The organism is Brevundimonas sediminis, assembly GCF_048799765.1.
In the GTDB taxonomy this organism is placed as follows: Bacteria; Pseudomonadota; Alphaproteobacteria; order Caulobacterales; family Caulobacteraceae; genus Brevundimonas.
The window spans coordinates 1-19432 of record NZ_JBLYQK010000004.1 but is presented as its reverse complement, the minus strand read 5'-3'; the positions used below and the strand labels follow the sequence as shown (position 1 = coordinate 19432).

24 protein-coding genes and 1 pseudogene are annotated in these 19432 nt (G+C 68.7%); 8 read left to right on the top strand and 17 right to left on the bottom strand.

Going from position 1 to position 19432, the window contains the following annotated elements:
- The first annotated feature begins 68 nt into the window (after positions 1–68).
- Positions 69–467 carry a hypothetical protein gene (locus ACLQ7T_RS03655; protein ID WP_420478185.1) on the top strand — a complete coding sequence of 133 codons (399 nt, stop codon included), beginning with the start codon at positions 69–71 and terminating at the stop codon, positions 465–467.
- On the opposite strand, the gene ACLQ7T_RS03650 is transcribed toward ACLQ7T_RS03655, so the two are convergent.
- The 3 genes from ACLQ7T_RS03650 to ACLQ7T_RS03640 all read right to left on the bottom strand — a co-directional run bounded on the left by ACLQ7T_RS03650 (position 468) and on the right by ACLQ7T_RS03640 (position 2577).
- A complete protein-coding gene (locus ACLQ7T_RS03650) occupies positions 468–1139 on the bottom strand; it encodes an HAD-IA family hydrolase (RefSeq protein WP_420478184.1) in 672 nt (223 codons plus the stop codon).
- The gene (locus tag ACLQ7T_RS03645) at positions 1136–2113 is read right to left on the bottom strand and encodes an RluA family pseudouridine synthase (protein ID WP_376863964.1); all 978 of its coding nucleotides are present in this window, start codon (positions 2111–2113) and stop codon (positions 1136–1138) included. The genes ACLQ7T_RS03650 and ACLQ7T_RS03645 overlap by 4 nt, the downstream gene beginning before the upstream one ends.
- A 77-nt stretch (positions 2114–2190) precedes the next feature.
- A complete protein-coding gene (locus ACLQ7T_RS03640; protein ID WP_420478183.1) occupies positions 2191–2577 on the bottom strand; it encodes a CrcB family protein in 387 nt (128 codons plus the stop codon).
- A 40-nt stretch (positions 2578–2617) separates the two neighbouring features.
- Between ACLQ7T_RS03640 and ACLQ7T_RS03635 the strand changes: the two genes are divergently transcribed.
- The 4 genes from ACLQ7T_RS03635 to ACLQ7T_RS03620 all read left to right on the top strand — a co-directional run bounded on the left by ACLQ7T_RS03635 (position 2618) and on the right by ACLQ7T_RS03620 (position 5623).
- Positions 2618–3367, top strand: a complete 750-nt coding sequence (locus ACLQ7T_RS03635; protein WP_420478182.1) for a hypothetical protein — start codon at positions 2618–2620, stop codon at positions 3365–3367.
- A gap of 135 nt (positions 3368–3502) precedes the next feature.
- Positions 3503–3862 (top strand): hypothetical protein, encoded by a 360-nt coding sequence (locus ACLQ7T_RS03630; RefSeq protein WP_420478181.1) that lies wholly within the window; start codon positions 3503–3505, stop codon positions 3860–3862.
- Positions 3859–4263, top strand: coding sequence for a hypothetical protein (locus ACLQ7T_RS03625; RefSeq protein ID WP_420478180.1), 405 nt, complete (start codon positions 3859–3861; stop codon positions 4261–4263). The genes ACLQ7T_RS03630 and ACLQ7T_RS03625 overlap by 4 nt, the downstream gene beginning before the upstream one ends.
- Positions 4264–4402: 139 nt before the next feature.
- The gene (locus tag ACLQ7T_RS03620) at positions 4403–5623 is read left to right on the top strand and encodes a hypothetical protein (protein WP_420478178.1); all 1221 of its coding nucleotides are present in this window, start codon (positions 4403–4405) and stop codon (positions 5621–5623) included.
- Between the two features lie 48 nt (positions 5624–5671).
- On the opposite strand, the gene ACLQ7T_RS03615 is transcribed toward ACLQ7T_RS03620, so the two are convergent.
- The 5 genes from ACLQ7T_RS03615 to ACLQ7T_RS03595 form a co-directional block, all read right to left on the bottom strand.
- Complete coding sequence (locus ACLQ7T_RS03615; RefSeq protein ID WP_420478177.1) at positions 5672–6172, bottom strand: CC0125/CC1285 family lipoprotein; 501 nt, start codon at positions 6170–6172, stop codon at positions 5672–5674.
- Between the two features lie 189 nt (positions 6173–6361).
- Positions 6362–7102, bottom strand: coding sequence for an RluA family pseudouridine synthase (locus tag ACLQ7T_RS03610; RefSeq protein ID WP_420478176.1), 741 nt, complete (start codon positions 7100–7102; stop codon positions 6362–6364).
- Positions 7099–7518, bottom strand: coding sequence for a hypothetical protein (locus ACLQ7T_RS03605; protein WP_420478175.1), 420 nt, complete (start codon positions 7516–7518; stop codon positions 7099–7101). The genes ACLQ7T_RS03610 and ACLQ7T_RS03605 overlap by 4 nt, the downstream gene beginning before the upstream one ends.
- Before the next feature lie 39 nt (positions 7519–7557).
- On the bottom strand, positions 7558–8013 hold the full coding sequence (locus tag ACLQ7T_RS03600) for a hypothetical protein (protein ID WP_420471758.1): 456 nt from the start codon (positions 8011–8013) through the stop codon (positions 7558–7560).
- 95 nt (positions 8014–8108) lie between these two features.
- Positions 8109–9413, bottom strand: a complete 1305-nt coding sequence (locus ACLQ7T_RS03595; protein WP_420478174.1) for a replication-associated recombination protein A — start codon at positions 9411–9413, stop codon at positions 8109–8111.
- A 71-nt stretch (positions 9414–9484) separates the two neighbouring features.
- On the opposite strand from ACLQ7T_RS03595, the gene ACLQ7T_RS03590 reads away from it, so the two are divergent.
- Positions 9485–9904, top strand: coding sequence for a VOC family protein (locus tag ACLQ7T_RS03590; protein ID WP_420478173.1), 420 nt, complete (start codon positions 9485–9487; stop codon positions 9902–9904).
- 4 nt (positions 9905–9908) lie between these two features.
- Here ACLQ7T_RS03590 and ACLQ7T_RS03585 read toward each other — a convergent pair whose 3' ends face one another.
- The 3 genes from ACLQ7T_RS03585 to ACLQ7T_RS03575 form a co-directional block, all read right to left on the bottom strand.
- A complete protein-coding gene (locus ACLQ7T_RS03585; RefSeq protein WP_420478338.1) occupies positions 9909–11282 on the bottom strand; it encodes a trypsin-like peptidase domain-containing protein in 1374 nt (457 codons plus the stop codon).
- Between the two features lie 75 nt (positions 11283–11357).
- A complete protein-coding gene (locus ACLQ7T_RS03580) occupies positions 11358–12668 on the bottom strand; it encodes a TCR/Tet family MFS transporter (protein ID WP_420478172.1) in 1311 nt (436 codons plus the stop codon).
- A 42-nt stretch (positions 12669–12710) separates the two neighbouring features.
- Positions 12711–13949 (bottom strand): alkaline phosphatase family protein, encoded by a 1239-nt coding sequence (locus ACLQ7T_RS03575; protein WP_420478171.1) that lies wholly within the window; start codon positions 13947–13949, stop codon positions 12711–12713.
- Between the two features lie 134 nt (positions 13950–14083).
- Between ACLQ7T_RS03575 and ACLQ7T_RS03570 the strand changes: the two genes are divergently transcribed.
- The gene (locus ACLQ7T_RS03570) at positions 14084–14986 is read left to right on the top strand and encodes an ABC transporter ATP-binding protein (protein WP_420478170.1); all 903 of its coding nucleotides are present in this window, start codon (positions 14084–14086) and stop codon (positions 14984–14986) included.
- Complete coding sequence (locus ACLQ7T_RS03565; RefSeq protein ID WP_420478169.1) at positions 14976–15836, top strand: hypothetical protein; 861 nt, start codon at positions 14976–14978, stop codon at positions 15834–15836. The genes ACLQ7T_RS03570 and ACLQ7T_RS03565 overlap by 11 nt, the downstream gene beginning before the upstream one ends.
- A 3-nt stretch (positions 15837–15839) precedes the next feature.
- On the opposite strand, the gene ACLQ7T_RS03560 is transcribed toward ACLQ7T_RS03565, so the two are convergent.
- From ACLQ7T_RS03560 to ACLQ7T_RS03535, 6 genes and pseudogenes are all read right to left on the bottom strand, one after another.
- Positions 15840–16316: a GNAT family N-acetyltransferase gene (locus tag ACLQ7T_RS03560; RefSeq protein ID WP_420478168.1), complete on the bottom strand. Its 477-nt coding sequence runs from the start codon at positions 16314–16316 to the stop codon at positions 15840–15842.
- 103 nt (positions 16317–16419) lie between these two features.
- Positions 16420–16839: a 50S ribosomal protein L17 gene (gene rplQ, locus ACLQ7T_RS03555; protein ID WP_420471766.1), complete on the bottom strand. Its 420-nt coding sequence runs from the start codon at positions 16837–16839 to the stop codon at positions 16420–16422.
- A gap of 105 nt (positions 16840–16944) precedes the next feature.
- Positions 16945–17964: a DNA-directed RNA polymerase subunit alpha gene (locus tag ACLQ7T_RS03550; RefSeq protein WP_420471767.1), complete on the bottom strand. Its 1020-nt coding sequence runs from the start codon at positions 17962–17964 to the stop codon at positions 16945–16947.
- 85 nt (positions 17965–18049) lie between these two features.
- Positions 18050–18439 carry a 30S ribosomal protein S11 gene (rpsK, locus tag ACLQ7T_RS03545; RefSeq protein WP_141626275.1) on the bottom strand — a complete coding sequence of 130 codons (390 nt, stop codon included), beginning with the start codon at positions 18437–18439 and terminating at the stop codon, positions 18050–18052.
- Positions 18440–18449: 10 nt separating this feature from the next.
- Positions 18450–18818, bottom strand: a complete 369-nt coding sequence (gene rpsM, locus ACLQ7T_RS03540) for a 30S ribosomal protein S13 (RefSeq protein ID WP_141626274.1) — start codon at positions 18816–18818, stop codon at positions 18450–18452.
- A gap of 127 nt (positions 18819–18945) precedes the next feature.
- Positions 18946–19432: pseudogene (locus tag ACLQ7T_RS03535) on the bottom strand (energy transducer TonB); the annotation flags it as partial.

The following is a 19432-nucleotide window of genomic DNA, read 5'->3' as shown; positions in this document are numbered from 1 at the left end:
ATATAGTCAGGTCCCGGCGCCTTGCCCAGCCGCGCCGGTCGGGCGACACAGGGGGCAGGAGCCCTGCCATGATCCAGATCGTGTCCCTGATCGCCCTGACGCTGGCGGGCGCCCAGAACCCGCCGCCCAGGCCGGCGCCGTTCGCCCGCCCGACGCTGATGCAGCCGCTGACCGCCGCGGCGACAGGCGGCTGCGTGCTGGACGCGGGCGACGGCGCCTTGATGGCGGCCGTGGGCCAGACGGCGGCGGTCCGCATCGAGGGGCGCACGGTCGCCCTCAGCGGCCCTGACGCCGGGATCGGCGGCGGCCACTGGACCGGCGACACGGTGCGGGTTCACGTGATGCCCGCCCCGGATCGGGCCGCACCCCGGGTCAACGGGTCGACGGTGCGGGGGCCGGTGCGGGTCGGCGTCAGCGTCGGCGACCGCTTCGAGTCGTTCGAGGCGACCTGGACCTGTCCCGCCTGATCAGGCGTAGCTGCGGGCGAAGCCGTCCAGCACCACGTTCAGTTCGCCGAAGCTCTTCGCCACATGGCGGGCGCCGCCGGCGATCTGCTCCTCGGCCGTGTGGAAGCCCCAGCCGACGCCCAGCGGCAGGACGCCCGCATTGACGGCCATGGTCGCGTCGTGGGCGGTGTCGCCGATCATCACGGTCGAGGCCGCGTCCGCACCGCAGGCCGCCATGGCGGCGTGTAGCATGGCGGGATCGGGCTTGCCCGGACCGTCCTCGGCGCAGTGCGAGGACAGGAAGATCTCGGCCCAGCCCTGACGGGCCAGGTTGCGGGCCACGCCGCGGCGGTTCTGGCCCGTCGCCAGCGCCAGCCGCCAGCCGTCCCGATGCAGGCGGCGCAGGTGATCCATGGCGCCGTCGTACAGCGGCTCCTCGTGCCCGGCCTCGTACATCCGGTGGAAGCTGCGCTGGAAGCCGGCGACGAAGTCGGCCAGCTCGGCATCGGTCAACTGGGGCTCCAGCGTATGCAGGGCCTTGTGCAGGCTCAGGCCCACGATCATGCGGACCCGGTCATACGCCGGCTCGGGCAGCCCCATGTCCCGTGCGGCGTCACAGGCCGCGCGATGGATGGAGGCCCGGCTGTCCACCAGGGTGCCGTCAATGTCGAAGACCGCGAGGGGACGGGTCATCGCTGCCGCCTCACGCCCTCGAACGGGTCCTCGCCGTCAGCCTCGTGCGGATCGAAGCCGAAGTGGGCGAAGCCGGCCTTCATCTCGGGGCTCAGCGGCGCCTCGACGATCAGCTTGCCGCCCGCGGGGTGGTCCAGCTCGATGCGGCGCGCGTGCAGCTGCAGCTTCAGCGGGCCGGACAGCTCGCGGGACTTGTCGTCGCCGTACTTGGGATCGCCCAGGATCGGGTGCCCGATGGCGGCCATGTGGGCGCGCAGCTGGTGCGTCCGGCCGGTGAAGGGGCGCAGGGCCATCCAGGCGGCGCGGTGGGCGGCGCGGCTGATCGTGGTGAAGGCCGTCTCGGCCGGTTCGGCGCGCGGATCCTTGCGCTCGGCCGGGCGCATCATCTCGAAGTCGTTGATGCCGGTCTTCTTCAGCGGCATGTCGATCTGGCCCGCCGACGGCTTGGGGTTGCCGATGACGATGGCCCAGTAGGTCTTCTTGGCCTGACGGCGGGCGAAGGCCCCGGCGAGGCGCTTGGCCGCCTCCGGTCCCTTGCCGAGCAGCAGCACGCCCGAGGTGTCGCGGTCGAGGCGGTGCACCAGACGCGGACGCTCCATCCCCTCGCCCCAGGCGCCCAGCAGGCGGTCGACGTGGCGGCTGGTCTTGGTGCCGCCCTGCACGGCCAGACCGTGCGGCTTGTTCAGGGCGATGACCATGTCGTCCTCGTAAAGAACGAGGGACTTGGCGAAGGCGATGTCCTTCTCGGACAGGGTATGGGCGTCACCCGCCTGCCGCGAGGTGTCGTCCGGGATCGGGGGCACGCGCACGGCGGCGCCCGCGGTCAGGCGGCCTTCGGGCTTGATGCGGGCGCCGTCGACACGGATCTGGCCGCTGCGGGCCATCTTCTGCACCTGGATGTTCGACAGGTGCGGCCAGCGGCGGCGGAACCAGCGATCCAGCCGGATGCCGTCCTCGGCCTCGGCCACATAGATGGTCTGAACCTCGCGCTTGGGGGCATCCTTGGGCGCGTCGGCCGGGTCGCCGTCAGCGGGATTATAGGCGTCGTCAGTCAAATCGCGGCTCCGAAAGCGCGGCGGGCCAGGATCAGGCCGATAAACAGGGCGATGACCGAAGCGGCCACCGAAATCGCGACATACCCCCCGGCCATGGCGAACTGACGGCGCTCGACCATCAGGACCGTCTCCAGCGAGAAGGCGCTGAAGGTGGTGAAGCCGCCAAGCACGCCGACGGCGGCGAACAGGCGGAGGCTCTCGCCGTGCGTCCCGCCCTTGAAGGCCAGCCAGCCGGTCAGGGCGCCCATCAACAGCCCGCCGAAGATGTTCGCCGCCAGCGTCGGCCACGGCCATCCGCCGCTCACGGGCAGCAGCCGCCCCAGCCCGTAACGGGCCATGGCCCCGAGCGCGCCCCCAGCTGCAACGATGAGAAAACGTGTCATGGTGCGGCTTATAGGCCCTGCCCTCACCGAAGGAAGACCAATGAGCACCCCAGTCCCGGTGATTGCGACATGGCTGGCCCAGTCGTCCACGGTTCCGGGCCCTTTCCGCCTGTCGGACGTGACCGTGATGGAGAGGGCTCAGGTCACTGAAATCGACGATCTGATGATCGCCTCCTATCTGCAGCTTGGCGTTCGTTCAGAGGATGGAAGCCATGCGACGGTCCATGTCCCGATGCATTTGTCCGGCCAGTACGGCGTCAGGATCCGGCTGGGCGATGTCTGCACCTTTGAGGGGATAGAGCGTCCGTGGCGCGGGGACCGCCCCCTGACGGGGTCCGCACTCGCACCTGGAGAACCGGCGCTGATCGCTTCGACCTTCGAATGTCGCCCGCCGATCGGCGAGCGCGCGCCCGATCCTTTTGCTGCGGTCCAGCTCATCATGCCGATCCCGCCGGAGGTTCGGTCCGCGGATGTGACAATCGTGGAGGTGGGACAGAGCCCGGAGGTCCCCTCCGGCCACCTGCATACCGCCACGCGGGTTCTGGGGCAGACAGACGAGGGCGAGATCAGACCGTATTACATGACGTTCCGCGGCCCCCGGTATCCGGTCCCTCAGGTCGGAAGGCGCTGCGCTCTGCATCACAGCACCGCCGGCCATACCGTGCACGTCGGGCCCTCCATGGATCAGGTCAGGGATGTGGAAGTCTTCTGGGAGTTCGAGTGCGAACCGGCTCCGTCGACTGACGGCTCTGCAGGGCGCCACGAGCCCGGGCTAATTTTCAGTCTCTGACGATGGTTCGCGGGGATCGCCTGCTGGCAGACCCGTGGAAATGCTGCGGACCAGACGGAAGACGGTGACGGACTGGAAAACGTGCAATGGTGCGCGCTCTATAGCGGTTTCAGGGCTTTGTTGAGGGTCTGACGGATGATCATCGCTGCACTTCTGGCGTCGCTGGTCCTGCCGCAGGAGCCCGCAGCCCCGCCTCCGGTCGAAACCACCTTGACCATAGAGGTGGTGGGGCCCAGCCCCGAGTTTGGGTCCGGTTATCTGTTCGTGACCTTCTGGGCGACCGGGCGGGCCGACGACGGGCAGTTGACGAAGCACTATGTACTCTACATGGGCCAGCCCCTGCCGAGCGTTGGAGCCCGATGTGTTTTCAGGTCAACGCAGAACCAGATCGACTATGTAGAGGGTGAGCAGACAGCCTTCCGCGAACCGCGCCCAGCGGTCACCAGCTATGACTGCGGCAATCGTCGCTTTCCGGCTGAAACAGGCCGAGAATGACTGGACTTTTCCAGATCGCCGGCGTGATCGCCGGCCTGTGGCTCGTCGGGCTCGGCGTCTGGATGGCCCTCAGGCCGCGGCAGGCGCTGGGCGTACTCGCCGCCATGGGCGGCACGCCGGCCGTGCATTTCGGGGAGATGGCTGTCCGCGTCCTGATAGGCGCAGCGCTTATCGGCGCCGCGCCGCCCTCGCACGCCCCGGCTCTCCTGACCGTCTTCGGCGGCTTCCTGATCGTGTCGGCGCTGGCTCTGATGCTTTTGCCCCGCCGGTTGCATTCGGCCTATTCGACCTGGTGGGCGGCGCGCATTCCGGCGGCTGCGGTTCGGGTGATTGCGCCGCTTTCGGTCGCCGCCGGCGCCGCCCTGATCTGGTCGCTCAATCCGGAATGGCCGACCGTCTGACCGAAACTTCACTTGCCCCCGGGCAAGGTTAACGGCGATAGCTGAACGGCGGCGCTTCGCGTCGTGAGAGAACGTCGTCCGCCCGGCGGCGTGATCTGCCATAGTGCCCGGGCAGAGGGATTCAGGGGACCGCCGCGCCATGTCGCACGACGACCACAACCACGCCGCCGCGCACGACGACGGGCATCACGCGGCGCCGTCCGACGGCGGTCACGGCGGCCACGGTCACGACCAGCGGCTGGACAGCGCCCACTCGGCCCCGCCGCCCGGCGCCGCCGACAGCCCGGACCGCAGCGCCCCACCGCCGGTGCCGCCGCGCCGCACCGGACCGCTGCGCAATCCCGACGGCATCCTGAACCCCATCCAGGACAGCGAGTATTTCTCCGAGGACCCGGAATCGATCGACCGCGTCTCGGCCCACATCGACGAGTATTTCAACCAGCCGCTGGACATCTTCCCCTTCTGGGAAAGCGAGGGAAAGCCGGACCGCTTCCACGTCCTGTTCGCGCGCCAGATCGAGGAGCGCTTCCCGGTCGATTCCGACCTGCGCGCCGACATCTACGCCTATGGCCGCCGGGTGTTCGACGCCCTGCGCGTCCATGTGCTGATCAAGCGGATGACCCAGGCCCTCGCCATCGCCGCCTTCTGGGCCTTGGCGGCGATGGGGCCGACCTGGTTCAGCAGCTGGACCGGCACCGACCTGGCCGGCGCGGGCATCGCCGCCGCCGCCATGCTGGTCGCCCTGGGCGCCTATTGGGGCGTGCAGCAGATCCTGTTCATCCAGTATCGCTTCCGGCTGGAGAACGACTCCTACCAGCTGTCGCGCGAGATCGTTCAGCGCACCCGCGAGCTGCAGAACCTGTTCACCAGCGGCCGCGCCATGGCTGATCAGGCCGAGACCCGCTACCAGCAGGACGGCAAGGGCTGGGGCCTGCGCGCCCTCTATCTGACCCGGCTGACCATGTGGCTGGGCGCCCGCATGGAGTACCTCGAGAAATACGTGCAGATGGAGCTGTGGCGCGTCCGGCGCGAACGGTACTGGATGCGCTGGCTGGCCCGGCTTCTGACGCCTGCGGTCTTCCTCGTCGGCGCCGCCTTCATCGCGTTGCAGGCCCCGCCGCCCGGGCACGAGATCGCCTTCCGCGGCCTTCAGGCCCTGGCCCTCGTCGGCGCCGTGGTCGTGTCCCTGCTGTCCTATTTCCGCTGGCAGACGCCTGTCTCGGCCGTGCAGGACAAGCTCGGCATCGAGAATTGGGTCCGCTACGCCTCGCTCGACGTCGACAACGCCGTGGCCGATCAGGTCCGCCGTGACAAGGAGCGTCTGGTTGAATACCGCGCCCTGACCCGCGGCGGCCGCTGACAGCGAGCGATCAGGGATCCAGGGATCGAAGCCCCCCGTCCCTGATCCCTACCGTCGCAGCGCCTCCTGCACGCCGCGCGCATCATAGGCCTCAGGCCGGTCCGGCTTAGGGCCGTTGCCCATGACCACTTCCAGAGAGGTCGAGGTCGCGGACGGGCCGCTGAAGTTCAGCCCGACGCCGACGCCCACGCCGGACGAGGAATAGCTGCCGTAGCGGCCGGACGAGCGGCCCGAGCCGTAGCCGATGCCGACGCTGGGGCGCACCCCGCCCGCGCTGTCGGGACGGCCGTCGATCCAGCGCTGGGTCACCTCGAACCAGTCATAGCCCTGCGACGTGGTCAGTTCGGCCGCGCGCAGCAGGGCATAATCCGCCACCGGCCCGGGCGCGCCGACGCCGTTGTACGTGACCCGGTAGCGATTGCTCTCGATCCGTTGCTCGGAATAGCCCTGCCCGCCCGCCGACTGCTGCGCGCCGTACGGGGCCAGGCTGGCGCAGGCCGACAGCCCCAGACCGGCGGCGAGAATGACAGGCAAGACGAGGCGTTTCATAACGAGGCTCCGTATTCCGAAGGGTAACCGTAGCGGCGGACGGTGGTTCCGGCCAGCGGCTGCGCCGCTGCAGGGACTAGGGGCTAGGGATTAGGGATTAGGGATTAGGAGGTAGCCGAGCTTGTATCTCCGGTCCTAGCCACAGACTGGATTGAGCCTAATCCCTAGTCCCCAATCCCTAATCCCTCCTCACAACCCCGCCGCCGCCTTCAGCGCCTCGAAATCCTCCGGCAGCGGCGCCTCGACCACCGTCACGCCGCCGTCGGGGTGCGGGAAGCTCAGCTTCGAAGCGTGCAGCATCAGGCGCGGGGCCGCGCGGCCGGCGAAGGTCAGGGCGCCGCCGTAGCGGACGTCGCCGATCAGGGGACGGCCGATCGAGGCCATGTGAACGCGCAGCTGGTGCATGCGCCCGGTCTTCGGCTCCAGCTCGACCAGGGCTCCGTCCTCCGACTCCGACAGGGTGCGGTAGCGGCTTTCGGAATCCTGCGCGCCGGGCGTGTCCGCGGTCACGGCGCGCATGTAGCTTTCGCGGCCGACCTCCTGACGCAGCAAGGGCGTGTCGATGGTCCCGGCGCGCGGCTCGGGCGCCGAGGCGATCAGGGCCTGATAGGTCTTGCGGAATTTGCGCGCCTGCAGCGCCTTGCCCAGGAAGCCGGCGGCGGGCTTGGTCTTCGCGGCGAGGATGACGCCCGAGGTGTCGCGGTCCAGCCGGTGCACCAGCTCGGGCCGCTTGCCGTTCGAGCGCATGAAGGCCCACAGCAGGTCGTCCAGCGTATGCGCCTTGATCCGCCCGCCCTGGCTGGACAGGCCCGACGGCTTGTTGAAGGCGATGACCGACGCGTCCTCGTGGATCACCCATGACCGGACGGCGGCGATCTCCTCGGGGGTCAGCTCGATGGGCGCCCGTTTTCCGGAAGAGGGGGGGCTCACGCAGCGCCCTTGGGCGTGAAGCGGATGCGGTCCCCGCGCACCAGCACCCCCGCGATCACCCCGACGATGAGCCCGCACAGCGGCGCCGCGAACAGGGTCGCCAGCAGGATGCGGTGGGCGGCGATGACCTGTCCCCCGGCCTCGGTCTCGAGGAAGACCGACAGACGGGCGTTCAGGTGCACGGCCCAGCACATCAGGATGAAGCCCAGGCCGGCGGCCATCAGCGGCCGTCCGCGCCCCTGCGGCACGGTCATCAGCACAATGGCCGCGCCGTACAGGACCAGCGCCACGATCTCGACCATCGGCGCCGAGCCCGCATTGAGGCGATAGCCCAGCAGCCACTGGATCAGCACGCCCGCCCCGATCAGGCAGGCGGCGGCGAGGGTCAGGGTGCGGCGTGGGGCGACGATCTGCATGCGCGACCGCTTAGCACGATCCGCACCCGACCCAAGCCCTCAGCGCAGCACGCCCTTCTTCGCCATCGTCCAGGCGTACCAGAGCAGGAAGGCGGCGATCGCCAGAATGACGAACGGCATCCACACCATCATCTCCATCCCGGCCGCCGCCGGCGGCGGGGGATCAATCAGCTTGCCGTAGATCAGGCTGACCAGCGCCCCAAGGAACGACAGACCGAAGGCGTGCACCGCCCATTTGCGCCGGACCAGCAGCAGGATCGAGCCGATCACCGCCCCCCAGACGCCCAGGACCCAGGGCACGTACATCCAGTTCGGCATCGCGAGGTAGTAGTCGATCATCGCCTGATCGAAACCCGCCTCGCGCATGTAGGCCTCGCCCCGCGTGGTGGTCTGGATGAAGTCAAAGCCGCCGAAGCCGTTCCACAGCAGCGACAGCACCCCCACCACCCACAGGTGCCAGGGCGTCTTCACGGTCATCGTATTGGTATCGTTCATGGTCCCCTCCCAAGGTCATGTGACGGGCCGACCATGCTCCGGAACCGGCGTTACGGCAACGGTGGGAAACCGTCCTCTCTCCCATCGGGAGAGGGTCAGCCCCCCGACTTCCGCGCCCGCATCTCGGCCCAGCGCTCCAGCCGCTCCTTGACCTTGGCTTCGTGGCCCTCGCCCTTGGGCTTGTAGAAGGTCCGGCGCTCCATCCCCTCGGGGAAGAAGTTGGCGCCGGAGAAGCCGTCCTCGGTGTCGGGGTCGTACTGGTAGCCCTCGCCGTAGCCGAGCTGTTTCATCAGCTTGGTGGGGGCGTTGCGAATGTGGGCGGGCGGCATCAGGGAGCCGGTTTCGGCCGCCGCGCGCCTGGCCGCCTTGTAGGCTTCGTACACCCCGACCGACTTGGGCGCGGTGGCCAGATGGACCACGGCCTGCGCCAGCGCCAGTTCGCCCTCGGGACTGCCCAGGAAGTCGTAGGTGTCCTTGGCGGCATTGGCGACGAGGATGGAGAGCGGGTCCGCCTCGCCGATGTCCTCGACCGCCATCCGCACGATCCGGCGGGCCAGATACAGCGGATCCTCGCCCCCGTTCAGCATCCGCGCCAGCCAGTAGAGGGCCGCGTCAGGGTCCGATCCTCGGACGGATTTATGCAGCGCAGATATGAGGTTGTAGTGCTCTTCTCGACTCTTGTCGTAAGCGGGCGCGCGCTTCTGAAGGATTCCGGCCAGGGCCTGCACGTCCAGCGGCTCGACGCCCTGCAGATCGAACAGCACCTCGGACATGGTCAGCAGGTAGCGGCCGTCTCCGTCGGCCAGGGCCAGCAGGGCGTGGCGCGCTTCCGGCGTCAGGGGCAGGGCTTTGCCCTCCATAGCCTCGGCCCGGATCAACAGTTGATCCAGCGCCGCATCGTCCAGCCGCTTCAGCACATAGACCTGAGAGCGCGACAGCAGCGCCCCGTTCAACTCGAACGACGGGTTCTCGGTCGTGGCCCCGACCAGGGTGACGATCCCCTCCTCCACGAAGGGCAGGAAGCCGTCCTGCTGGGCGCGGTTGAAGCGGTGGATTTCGTCGACGAAAAGCAGGGTCGACTGCCCCGCGGCGCGACGCATGCGCGCGGCCTCGAACGCCTTCTTCAGATCGGCGACGCCCGAGAAGACGGCGCTGATCTGCTGGAACTGATAGCCCGCGGCCTTCGCCAGCAGGCGGGCGATGGTGGTCTTGCCGGTGCCGGGCGGCCCCCACAGGATCATGGAGCCCAGACGGCCCGCCTCGATCATGCGCCGGATCGGCCCGCCCTCGCCCAGCAGATGATCCTGCCCGACCACATCCTCAAGCGTCTGCGGCCGCAGGCGGTCGGCCAGCGGAGCGTCGGGGGGATGGATGCCGGAGGCTTCGAACAGGTCGGTCATGAACGGTCAGAGATAGGCGTTACCGGCGCGCATTTCACGCGTTACTGTGTGCAGGACCCGAGGAGAATGACATGGCCGACGACACCAAGCCGCAGGGCCCCAGCACCGGCGTCACGCCCCACCTGACCATCCCCTCGCGCGGCGGTCAGGCGGCCATCGAATTCTACCAGCGCGCCTTCGGGGCCGAGGAGCTGCGCCGCATGCCCGCCGAGGACGGCGAGCGGTTGATGCACGCCCATCTGCTGATCAACGGCGCCAGCGTGATGCTGGCTGACGAGTTTCCGGAGTTCAACGGCCAGCAGGACATCACCCCCGTCGGCGTCATCCTGCACCTGCAGGTCGACGACGCCGACGAATGGTGGAACCGCGCCATTCTGGCCGGCGGCGTGCCCCTGTTCCCGCTGGAGGACCAGTTCTGGGGCGACCGCTACGGCCAGCTCAAGGACCCGTTCGGCCACACCTGGTCGATCGGATCGCCGATCCGGAAATAGTCGATCAGCGCATCGTCCCGGTGATCGTCCGGCCGCGACGATTGATGCTGACCTCGGCCCCGCGCCCGACGTTCGTCAGTTGCCCGACCGAGGTGATCGGGCGGCCGTTGACCGCGACGACCACGTCCCCGCCCTGGAAGCCCACGCGGTTGGCGTAGCTGCCGCGCTGGACCGCGCCGATAATGACGCCGGTCGAGAAGGGATCGCCGCCCAGTGCATCCGCCAGAGCCGGGTTCAGGGCCAGAACCTGGGCGCCGGACAGGGCTCCGGTCTGGATGGTGGTCGCCTTGTCCGTGTCCGGGTCGCCGGGAAGCTGGCTGATCCGGGCGTTCACCGTCTGACGACGCCCGTCCCGCAACAGGGTCACCTCGACCGACTCGTTCGGGTCATGCAGGCCGACGCGGAAGTTCAGCCCGCCCTGGTCGTTGATCTCGGCCCCGTCGATGGCGGTGATCAGGTCGCCCTCGCGGATGCCCGCGCGATCGCCCGGACCGTTGTTCCAGACCTGGGTCACCACCACGCCCTGCGGCCGTTCCAGCCCAAGGCTGCGCGCGATGTCCGCGCTGATGGTCTCGCCCTTCACGCCCAGCCAGGGCCGGACGACGGCGGTGGCGCCGCCGACGGCGTTGTCCACCACCCGCTTCACCATGGCCGCCGGAATGGCGAAGCCGACCCCGGACGAGGTGCCCGAGCGCGAGAAGATGGCCGAGTTGATGCCGATCAGGTCGCCGTCCATATCGACCAGCGCCCCGCCCGAGTTGCCCGGATTGATGGCCGCATCGGTCTGGATGAAGGACCCGCTGTCGGAGATGTTGGTCTCGGTCCGGTTCAGGGCCGAAATGATGCCGTTGGTGACCGTCTGGCCGACGCCGAACGGATTGCCGATGGCCAGCACCAGATCGCCGATCTGCTGCTCCTCGCGGTCGTCGATGTTCAGGACCGGCAGGCGCTCGGTGACCCCGTCCAGTTGCAACACCGCCAGGTCCGACCGCTCATCGCCCAGCACCAGCCGGGCGTTGAACTCGCGCCGGTCGTTCAGGGTCACCCTGATCGAGCTCATGCCGTTGACGACGTGATAGTTGGTCACCACCACCCCGTTGTCTCGCACGATCACGCCCGAGCCGACCGAGCCGGTCTGGCGCTGGCCGGGGATGCCCCAGAAGGGATCGCGGACCTGCTGGACCCCCACCGCCGAAATGTTCACCACAGCCGGCGCCGCGGTGCGCACCACGGGCGCGAAGCTTGACTTCATCGCCATGGAGTCGCCGGGCACGACCCGGTTGTCGGAGAAAACGCCGTCCTGGGCTTTGGAACTGTCAGCCTGTCCGCAGGCGGCGAGGGTAAGGGCGAGCGCGATCGCGAGAGAGCCGGTCTTCATCATCATCCGTAAGGCAAAGGCTGGAGAGACGTTCCCATACGGCCCCGTCTTTCGGGCCGGATCAAGGCGGCAAGGCTACCCCGCCGCGACCTCGTCGCGATCCGCCCGCCGTCCGACGACCCAGCCGATGACCGCGGCCAGCAACAGGACGCCGCCCGCCACATAGAAGGCCAGACCCGGGTCATACAGGCCGCCGACCATCAGACGGGACGCCGGCCCCTGCCCCGCCCAGCCCTCGATCCAGCGGGCCAGTCCCTGGAAATGCCCTCCGGTCGAATGGGTGTACAGCCAGCCGAAGAACAGCGGCGACAGCACGCCCGCGATCGAGCCCACGCTGTTGTTCGCCCCCTGCAGCTGCCCCTGTTCGTCGTCGCCGACCCGTCGGGTCATCAGGGCCTGAAGCGTCGGCATGGCGAGGCCCCACAGGGCGTTCGGCAGCATGGCGGCGATAAAGGCCCAGCCGGTCGGCGCCCAGCCCATCAGACTGATGCCGAGCGCACCGCCGAACAGGCCGAGCACCAGCGTCCTGCGCTCGCCCAGCCGCTTCGAGACCGGCCCGACCATCAGTCCCTGCACGATCATGTCCAGCACCCCGACCAGCGCCAGCAGCAGGCCTACCTGCACCGGCCCCCAGCCGTAGCGGAGCGCCGCATACAGGACGAACACCGCCGAAAAGACGTGGTGCGCGAAGTAGAGAAGGAAGTTCACGATCGCCAGGCCGGTCAGCTCCGCGTGCCGCTTCAGCAGGATCAGGGCGCCGACCGGATTGGCCCGCCGCCAGCTGAAGGCCATGCGCTTCTCGACCGGCAGGCTCTCCGGCAGCACGAACAGGCCGTACAGGAAGGCCACCCCCGACAGGACGGCGGCGAACCAGAAGGGAACCCGCGGCCCCAGCTCCCCCAGAAATCCGCCCACCACCGGCCCCAGCACGAACCCGCCCGAGAAGGCGGCGCCGATCAGCCCGTAGGCCCTGGCCCGTTTCTCCGGCGCGGTGATGTCGGCCATATAGGCGAAGACGGTGGTGAAGCTGGACGAGGTGATCCCGGCGATGATCCGCCCCGCCGCCAGCCACCACAGGTTCGGCGCCACCGCCATCAGCACATAGTCGAGCGCCAGTCCGGCGCAGCTGATCAGGATGACCGGACGGCGGCCGTACTTGTCGGACAGGGAGCCGATGATGGGCGAGCAGAGGAACTGCATCCCCGCCCACAGGGCCACGAACACGCCGTTGATCCAGCCCGCCCGGGCGTTCGACCCGACGAACTGCTCGATCAGGTGCGGCAGCACGGGGATGATGATCCCCATGGCGATGATATCCAGCACCGCCGTCACCAGAATGAAGGCGACGGCCGCACGGCGGACTTTCAGGTCATTCAGGGCGTTCATCGGCGGGCTCTCGGGCGGTCGCGCCTTCTAGCCCGGCGCCGATCAGCGCGCCATCGCCGGCAGGGTGTCCTCGGCGCGGCCGTCGACAGCCGGGCCCTCGATGCCCAGCAGGCGCACCAGCAGGGGCTCGACGTCGACGCTGTCCATCTCCGTCAGCCGCACGCCGGACCCGAAGGCCGGGCCGTGGGCGATGAACAGGGCCCGCATTTCCGGCGCCTGGTTGTCGAAGCCGTGCGCCCCGCCCATGACCCGCGCGGGATCGGTGCGATCGCGGGTCCCGACCGTCCAGCCCGTCTCGACCAGACAGACGATGGCCGGAACGCGGGCATGGGTCCCGTAGGCCAGACGCGCCGGGATCTCGCCCTTGCGCCAGCATTCCATGTGCGGCTTCACCCCCAGCAGGGCCGCCTCGACCTCGGCCTCGCGCCCCGGAACGGGATCCAGGCTGACCACGGCCCCGGCGGCGGTCACCGTGATCGCGGTCGGGTCCACCAGATCGTCCAGGAAGGCCACGCGCTCCCCGGACAGGGCGGCCATGCCGTGGTCGGCCACGATGACCAGATCCGCGTCGAGGTGCAGCCGCTCCAGCCCCTCGACCAGCGCCTTGACCGCCATGTCCACCTCGGCGACCGCCGCCATCGTTTCGGGGGCGTCGGGGCCGTCATGGTGACCCGCGGTGTCGACGATGTCGAAATAGAGGGTGGCGATGGCCGGGCGCTCCTCCGGCGGCAGGCTCATCCAGCCCAGCAGGATGTTGACCCGCGACAGGGACGGCACCCCCTTTTCGTAGGGGACCCAGTAGTCCGGCCGCACGCCGCGCACCGGCGCCTCCGAGCCCGGCCAGAACATGGCGGCGGTGCGGAAGCCGGCGTTGTGGGCGGTCACCCAGACCGGCTCACCGTCATCGTACCAGACCCGGTCCATCACCTCGGCGCGGTTGCCCAGGGAGAACCGCCGACCGGGCAGCCGGGGGTCGGTCATGGTGTTGTAGACCAGCCCGTGGTGGTCCGGGTGCAGTCCCGTCACCAGGGTGTAGAAGTTCGGGAAGGTCACGCTGGGCCAGGACGGACGCATCCCGCCCTCGGCCTGCACCCCCTCGGCCGCCAGTCGCGACAGGGTCGGAGTGATCCCGCGCTGCAGATACTCCGCCCTGAAGCCGTCAACGCCGATCAGGATGACCGGCCGGTCGCGCATCGCCGGCGCCTCCCGGGCGTCCGCCGGCCGGGCCAGGAGCAACGACGAGACGGCGGCGGCGGTCAGCAACAGGGCGCGAACAAACATGGCGAACTCCAGACTGGGAGGGCCCCGCCTAGCCGGTCCGCGCGACAGATGCACGACGATCACTGGTCCCGGTTGCAAAAGCTTAATGCGAAGCGCCTTGCCAGCGGACGCGACACACGCTCAACCTGTGCCTTATGACCGCTGTTATCGAAACCCGTGGCCTGACCAAGACCTATGGCGACGTCCGCGCGCTCGACGGGCTGGACCTCGTCATTCCCAAGGGCGGCGTCTACGGCGTCCTCGGACCGAACGGCGCCGGCAAGTCGACCCTGTTCCGCATCCTGCTGGGCCTGATCCGGCCGACGGAGGGCACGGCCACTGTCATGGGCGGCGCCGACACGGCCGCCATGCGCCGCATGGGCTCGATGATCGAGACGCCCCGGTTCCCGCCCTATATGACCGCCCGCATGGTCCTGCGCTGGCTGGCCCTGGAGCACGGGATCGCCGGCGAGGCCGACATTCCCTACTGGCTGGAGCGCGTCGGCCTGACCCGGGCGGCGGACCGCAAGGTGCGCGGCTTCTCGGTCGGCATGATGCAGCGCCTCGGCATCGCCGCCTCCCTGATGAGCCGCCCCGACCTGGTCATCCTCGATGAACCGACCAGCGGCATGGACCCGCCCGGCATTCAGGAGATGCGCGGCCTGATCCGCTCGCTGGCCGCCGACGACGGCGTGACCGTCATCCTGGCCAGCCACCAACTCAGCGAGGTCCAGCGCATCTGCGACCGCGTGGCCATCATGAACAAGGGCAAGCTGGTGCTGGAAGGCGCCGTGTCCGAGCTGACGGCCGCCGGTGGCGAACGCCTGCGCCTGATCGGCACGCCGGTCGAGAAGGTGCTGGGCGCGCTCAGCGTCAAGGCGACCCGCGACGGCGAGGCCGTGCTGGCCGAAATCCGCCGCGAGGACGGCCCCGCCCTGATCCGCACCCTGGTCGGACAGGGCGTCGACATTCACGAAGCCAAATGGGTCGGCGCCGACCTCGAGAGCATCTTCTTCACCGAAACGGGCGCCGTGCAGGAGGCCGACGATGCTCGTTGATGCGCTGAAAGCCGAAGGCTATCGCTTTTCCCTCAACCGGGTTCTGGTTTTCATCTCGGTTCTGCTCACGCCGATCCTGTTCGCGATCGGCGGCGTGGTGTTTCACTGGGTCACCAAGACCAACGGGGACAAGGCCGCGCAGGCGGCCAATCTCCCGCTGAGCCTGCCGAGCGAGGCCGTGAACCTGGGCGACGCCTTCGGTTTCGCCGCCGCGAACTGCGCCAACGGCTTCGTTCTGATCTCCGTCCTGATCGCCGCCGCCACCCTCTATGCCGGGGATTATCGGTGGGAGACCTGGCGACTGATCAGCGCCCGCAACGACCGCGTGTCCCTGATCCTGGCCAAGGTCGGGACGGTCAAGATCATCGCCATCATCGGCAGCCTGTTCTTCCTGCTGGCCAGCTTCATCTTCATGCTGGCCCAGGCGGTGGTCTACCAGCGCGGCCTGAGCTTCTACGTCCCGCTCGGGGATCTCGGGGGCATCGCCCTCACCTGGCTGCTGTCCTACATCCGGATCGTCCAGTTCAGCCTGATCGCCCTGCTCGCGGCGGTCATGACCCGTTCGCTGCTGGCCGCCCTGATCGTCCCTTGGGCCCTGGGCTTCATCCAGAGCCTTTTCGGTCAGATCGCCCCGGCCTTGCTGGGCATGGAACCCGGCGGCTGGACGCTTCAGTTGCTGCTGCCCGGCCTCGCCTACGACACGCTCAAGGCGGCGCTCGAAGGCCCGCTTGAGCCGCCCATGACCGTCGCCGTCGTGTGGAAGGCAGGGGTCAGCCTCGCCCTCTGGACCCTCGCCCCCCTCGCGGGCGCGCTCGTCTGGTTCAAGCGGCAGGACCTGTCGAAGGAGTAGCGGTCAGAGCCGCTTCTCCATCCAGACGTCGCATCGCGCATAGGGGCTGGGGTGCGGCGGCAGGTCGGTGAACCCGAACCGCCGGTACAGGGCGATGGCGTGGGTCTGGGCCCGGTTGGTCTCCAGATACAGCCGCCGCGCCCCGGCGGCCCGCGCCGACGCCTCACAGGCGTCGAGCAGCCGATGCCCGAGGTTCAGCCCGCGCGCGCCCTCCGTGACGGCCATCTTGCCGACCTCATAGCCACCGTCGTCCATCGCCATCAGCGAGCAGCAGCCGACGGGCGCCCCGTCCCGCTCGGCGATGAAGATGTGGCCGCCCTTGCTCAGGATCGCGCCCTCGGGGTCGCCCAGCACCAACTGATCCTTGGCCTCCAGCGCATAGCCGCCCGCGACCAGCCAGTCCTCGTTCAGCGACCGCCACGCGGCGGCGTGGTCCGGGCGGTAGGCCACGATGGTGATGACGGGATCGGCCGTCGGCATGTTGTCTTCCTGTCGAACCGTCGGGATGAGGCGCCCCGGAAACGAGAAAGGGGCGACCGGTTCTGCACCGGCCGCCCCTCTTTGCCCCAACGAGCGAAGCCTATCAGGCTTCGTCGTCGCCCTCGATCTCATAGACCGGACCCGAGTCCTGGCCCTTGGCGTCGACGTCGCGGTCGACGAACTCGATCACGGCCATGGCGGCGTTGTCGCCGTGGCGGAAGCCGGCCTTCATGATGCGGATGTAGCCGCCGTTGCGTTCGGCGTAGCGCGGGCCGAGCGTTTCGAACAGCTTGCCGACCTGCGGCACGTCACGGACCTGGCTGATGGCCTGACGACGAGCGTGCAGGTCGCCCTTCTTGGCGAGGGTGACCAGCTTCTCGACGAAGGGACGCAGTTCCTTCGCCTTCGGCAGGGTGGTCGTGATCTGCTCGTGCTTGATCAGCGAGGCAGCCATGTTGGCGAACATGGCCTGGCGGTGGCTGACCGTACGGCCGAGCTTGCGATAGGCGGCGCCGTGGCGCATCGGGGTCTCTCCTACTCAACCCTGGTTTCCGCATACCTGTGCGGACCTTGGGCCATTCCTTCTAACCGCTCCGCAGCCTGTCTGGCCTTGGGCGGAGGGTTGAAACTAGATCTGGTCGTCGAACTTCTTGGCCAGGTCTTCGATGTTTTCGGGCGGCCAGTTCGGCACGTCCATGCCGAGGCTGAGGCCCATCGTCGCGAGAACTTCCTTGATCTCGTTCAGCGACTTGCGGCCGAAGTTCGGGGTGCGAAGCATTTCGCCCTCGGTCTTCTGGATCAGGTCGCCGATGTAGACGATGTTGTCGTTCTTCAGGCAGTTGGCCGAACGGACCGACAGCTCCAGCTCGTCCACCTTCTTCAGCAGGGCCGGGTTGAAGGGCAGGTCGGGCTTGCCGTCCGACTGCTCAACAGCCTTCTTCGGCTCGTCGAAGGTGATGAAGATCTGCAGCTGGTCCTGCAGGATGCGCGAGGCGAAGGCCACCGCGTCAACCGGCGAGACCGCGCCGTTGGTTTCGACTTCCAGCACCAGCTTGTCGTAGTCCAGCGACTGGCCCTGACGGGTCGGCTCGACGCGATAGGCGACGCGCTTCACCGGCGAATACAGGGCGTCGACGGCGATCAGGCCGATCGGGGCGTCTTCCGGACGGTTGAACTCCGAAGCCACATAGCCCTTGCCGTTCTGGACGGTCAGTTCCATGCGGATCGAAGCGCCGTCATCCAGGGTGCAGATGACGTGATCCGGGTTCAGCACCTCGATGTCCGCCGGGACGTCGATCTGGCCGGCCGTGACGGCGCCGGGGCCCGTGGCGCGCAGGGTCATGCGCTTCGGACCTTCGGCGTGCATGCGCAGCGCCAGTTGCTTGATGTTCAGCACGATGTCGACGACGTCTTCCCGCACGCCTTCCAGCGACGAGAATTCGTGGACGACGCCGTCGATCTGGATCGCGGTCACCGCCGCGCCTTGCAGCGACGACAGGAGAACGCGACGCAGGGCATTGCCGAGCGTCACGCCGAAGCCGCGTTCCAGGGGCTCAGCGACCAGGCGCGCCTTGCGCTGGGGGTCGGAGCTCGCCTCGATCTGCGGCTTCTCGGGACGGATCAGCTCTTGCCAGTTTCGTTCGATCATGGATGTCCCTCGAGTCGGGTTTCGCCGCTCCCCGCCTCGTCAGGCGTTTCGGGAGCGACGGAGAATGGTGTCGGCGGCGGTACGCTTAGACGCGGCGGCGCTTCGGCGGACGGCAACCGTTGTGCGGCATCGGGGTGACGTCGCGGATGGTCGTGATGGTCATGCCGACGGCCTGCAGGGCGCGCAGGGCCGACTCACGGCCGGAACCCGGACCCGACACGTTGACCTCGAGGGTCTTGACGCCGTGCTCGGCGGCCTTCTTGCCCGCGTCTTCGGCAGCCATCTGGGCGGCGTACGGGGTCGACTTGCGCGAACCCTTGAAGCCCATGTGACCGGCCGACGACCAGGAAATCGCGTTCCCTTGCGCGTCGGTGATGGTCACCATCGTGTTGTTGAACGACGCATTCACGTGGGCGACGCCCGAGGTGATGTTCTTGCGCTCGCGCTTCTTAACGCGACCCGGTTCCTTGGCCATGTGTCAGCTCTTACTTCTTCTTGCCGGCGATCGGCTTGGCGGGACCCTTGCGGGTGCGGGCGTTGGTGTGGGTGCGCTGACCGCGGACCGGCAGGCCCTTGCGGTGACGCAGGCCGCGATAGCAGGCCAGGTCCATCAGACGCTTGATGTTCATCGAGGTCTCACGACGCAGGTCGCCCTCGACGGTGTGGTCGCGATCGATCGTTTCGCGGATCGACAGGACTTCAGCGTCGGTCAGCTGGTTCACGCGCCGGGCCGGCTCGATGCCCACCTTGGCGGCGATGTCCTTGGCGGCCGCGGGGCCGATGCCATGGATGTACTGAAGCGCGATTTCAACGCGCTTGTTGGTCGGGATGTTGACGCCAGCGATACGGGCCACGAAGCTCTCCAGATACGCGTGTGCGGACGCAATAAACGCTCCGGTCAACAGACCAGGAGCGTGCGCGCCCTTCGCGGAAGCGGGCCTTATACAGGGGATTCAGCTTCCGTCAACAGGTGTCGCGCGCTCAGGGCCAGATGACCCCGATGGTGATCCGCCCCCCCGGGATCGGTCGACCGGCGGCGGTCATCGGCGGACGCACGCGGAAGCGGCCCTCGGCCACACGCACGGCCACGGGCCCGAACCCCTGCCCCGCCGGCCGCTCTCCCACCACCCGACAGCCCGTCAGCCGCTCGTCCAGGCTGATCTCGCAGTTCACGGTGACGTCGACGTTGCGGGCCCGACGCCGCAGCTCCCGCGGCGTGTCCTCATAGATCTCCCGCCCGTTCGCGCCGCGCAGGATCAGGGCGCCGGAGCCGGAGCCCGGGCCGTCTCCCTCGCCCACGCCGCTGCCGGTCCCCGTCCCCTCCCCGCCCTGACCGAATCCGGGCTCCGGCGAGGCGGTGGGCGCGACGCCGACCGTGATGGCCGGTTCGGGCGCCTGGACCGGCGGCGCGGGCGGACGGTCCGGGGGCGGATTGGGGCGCGGCGGCGGAGTATGGATGCGCGAGGGC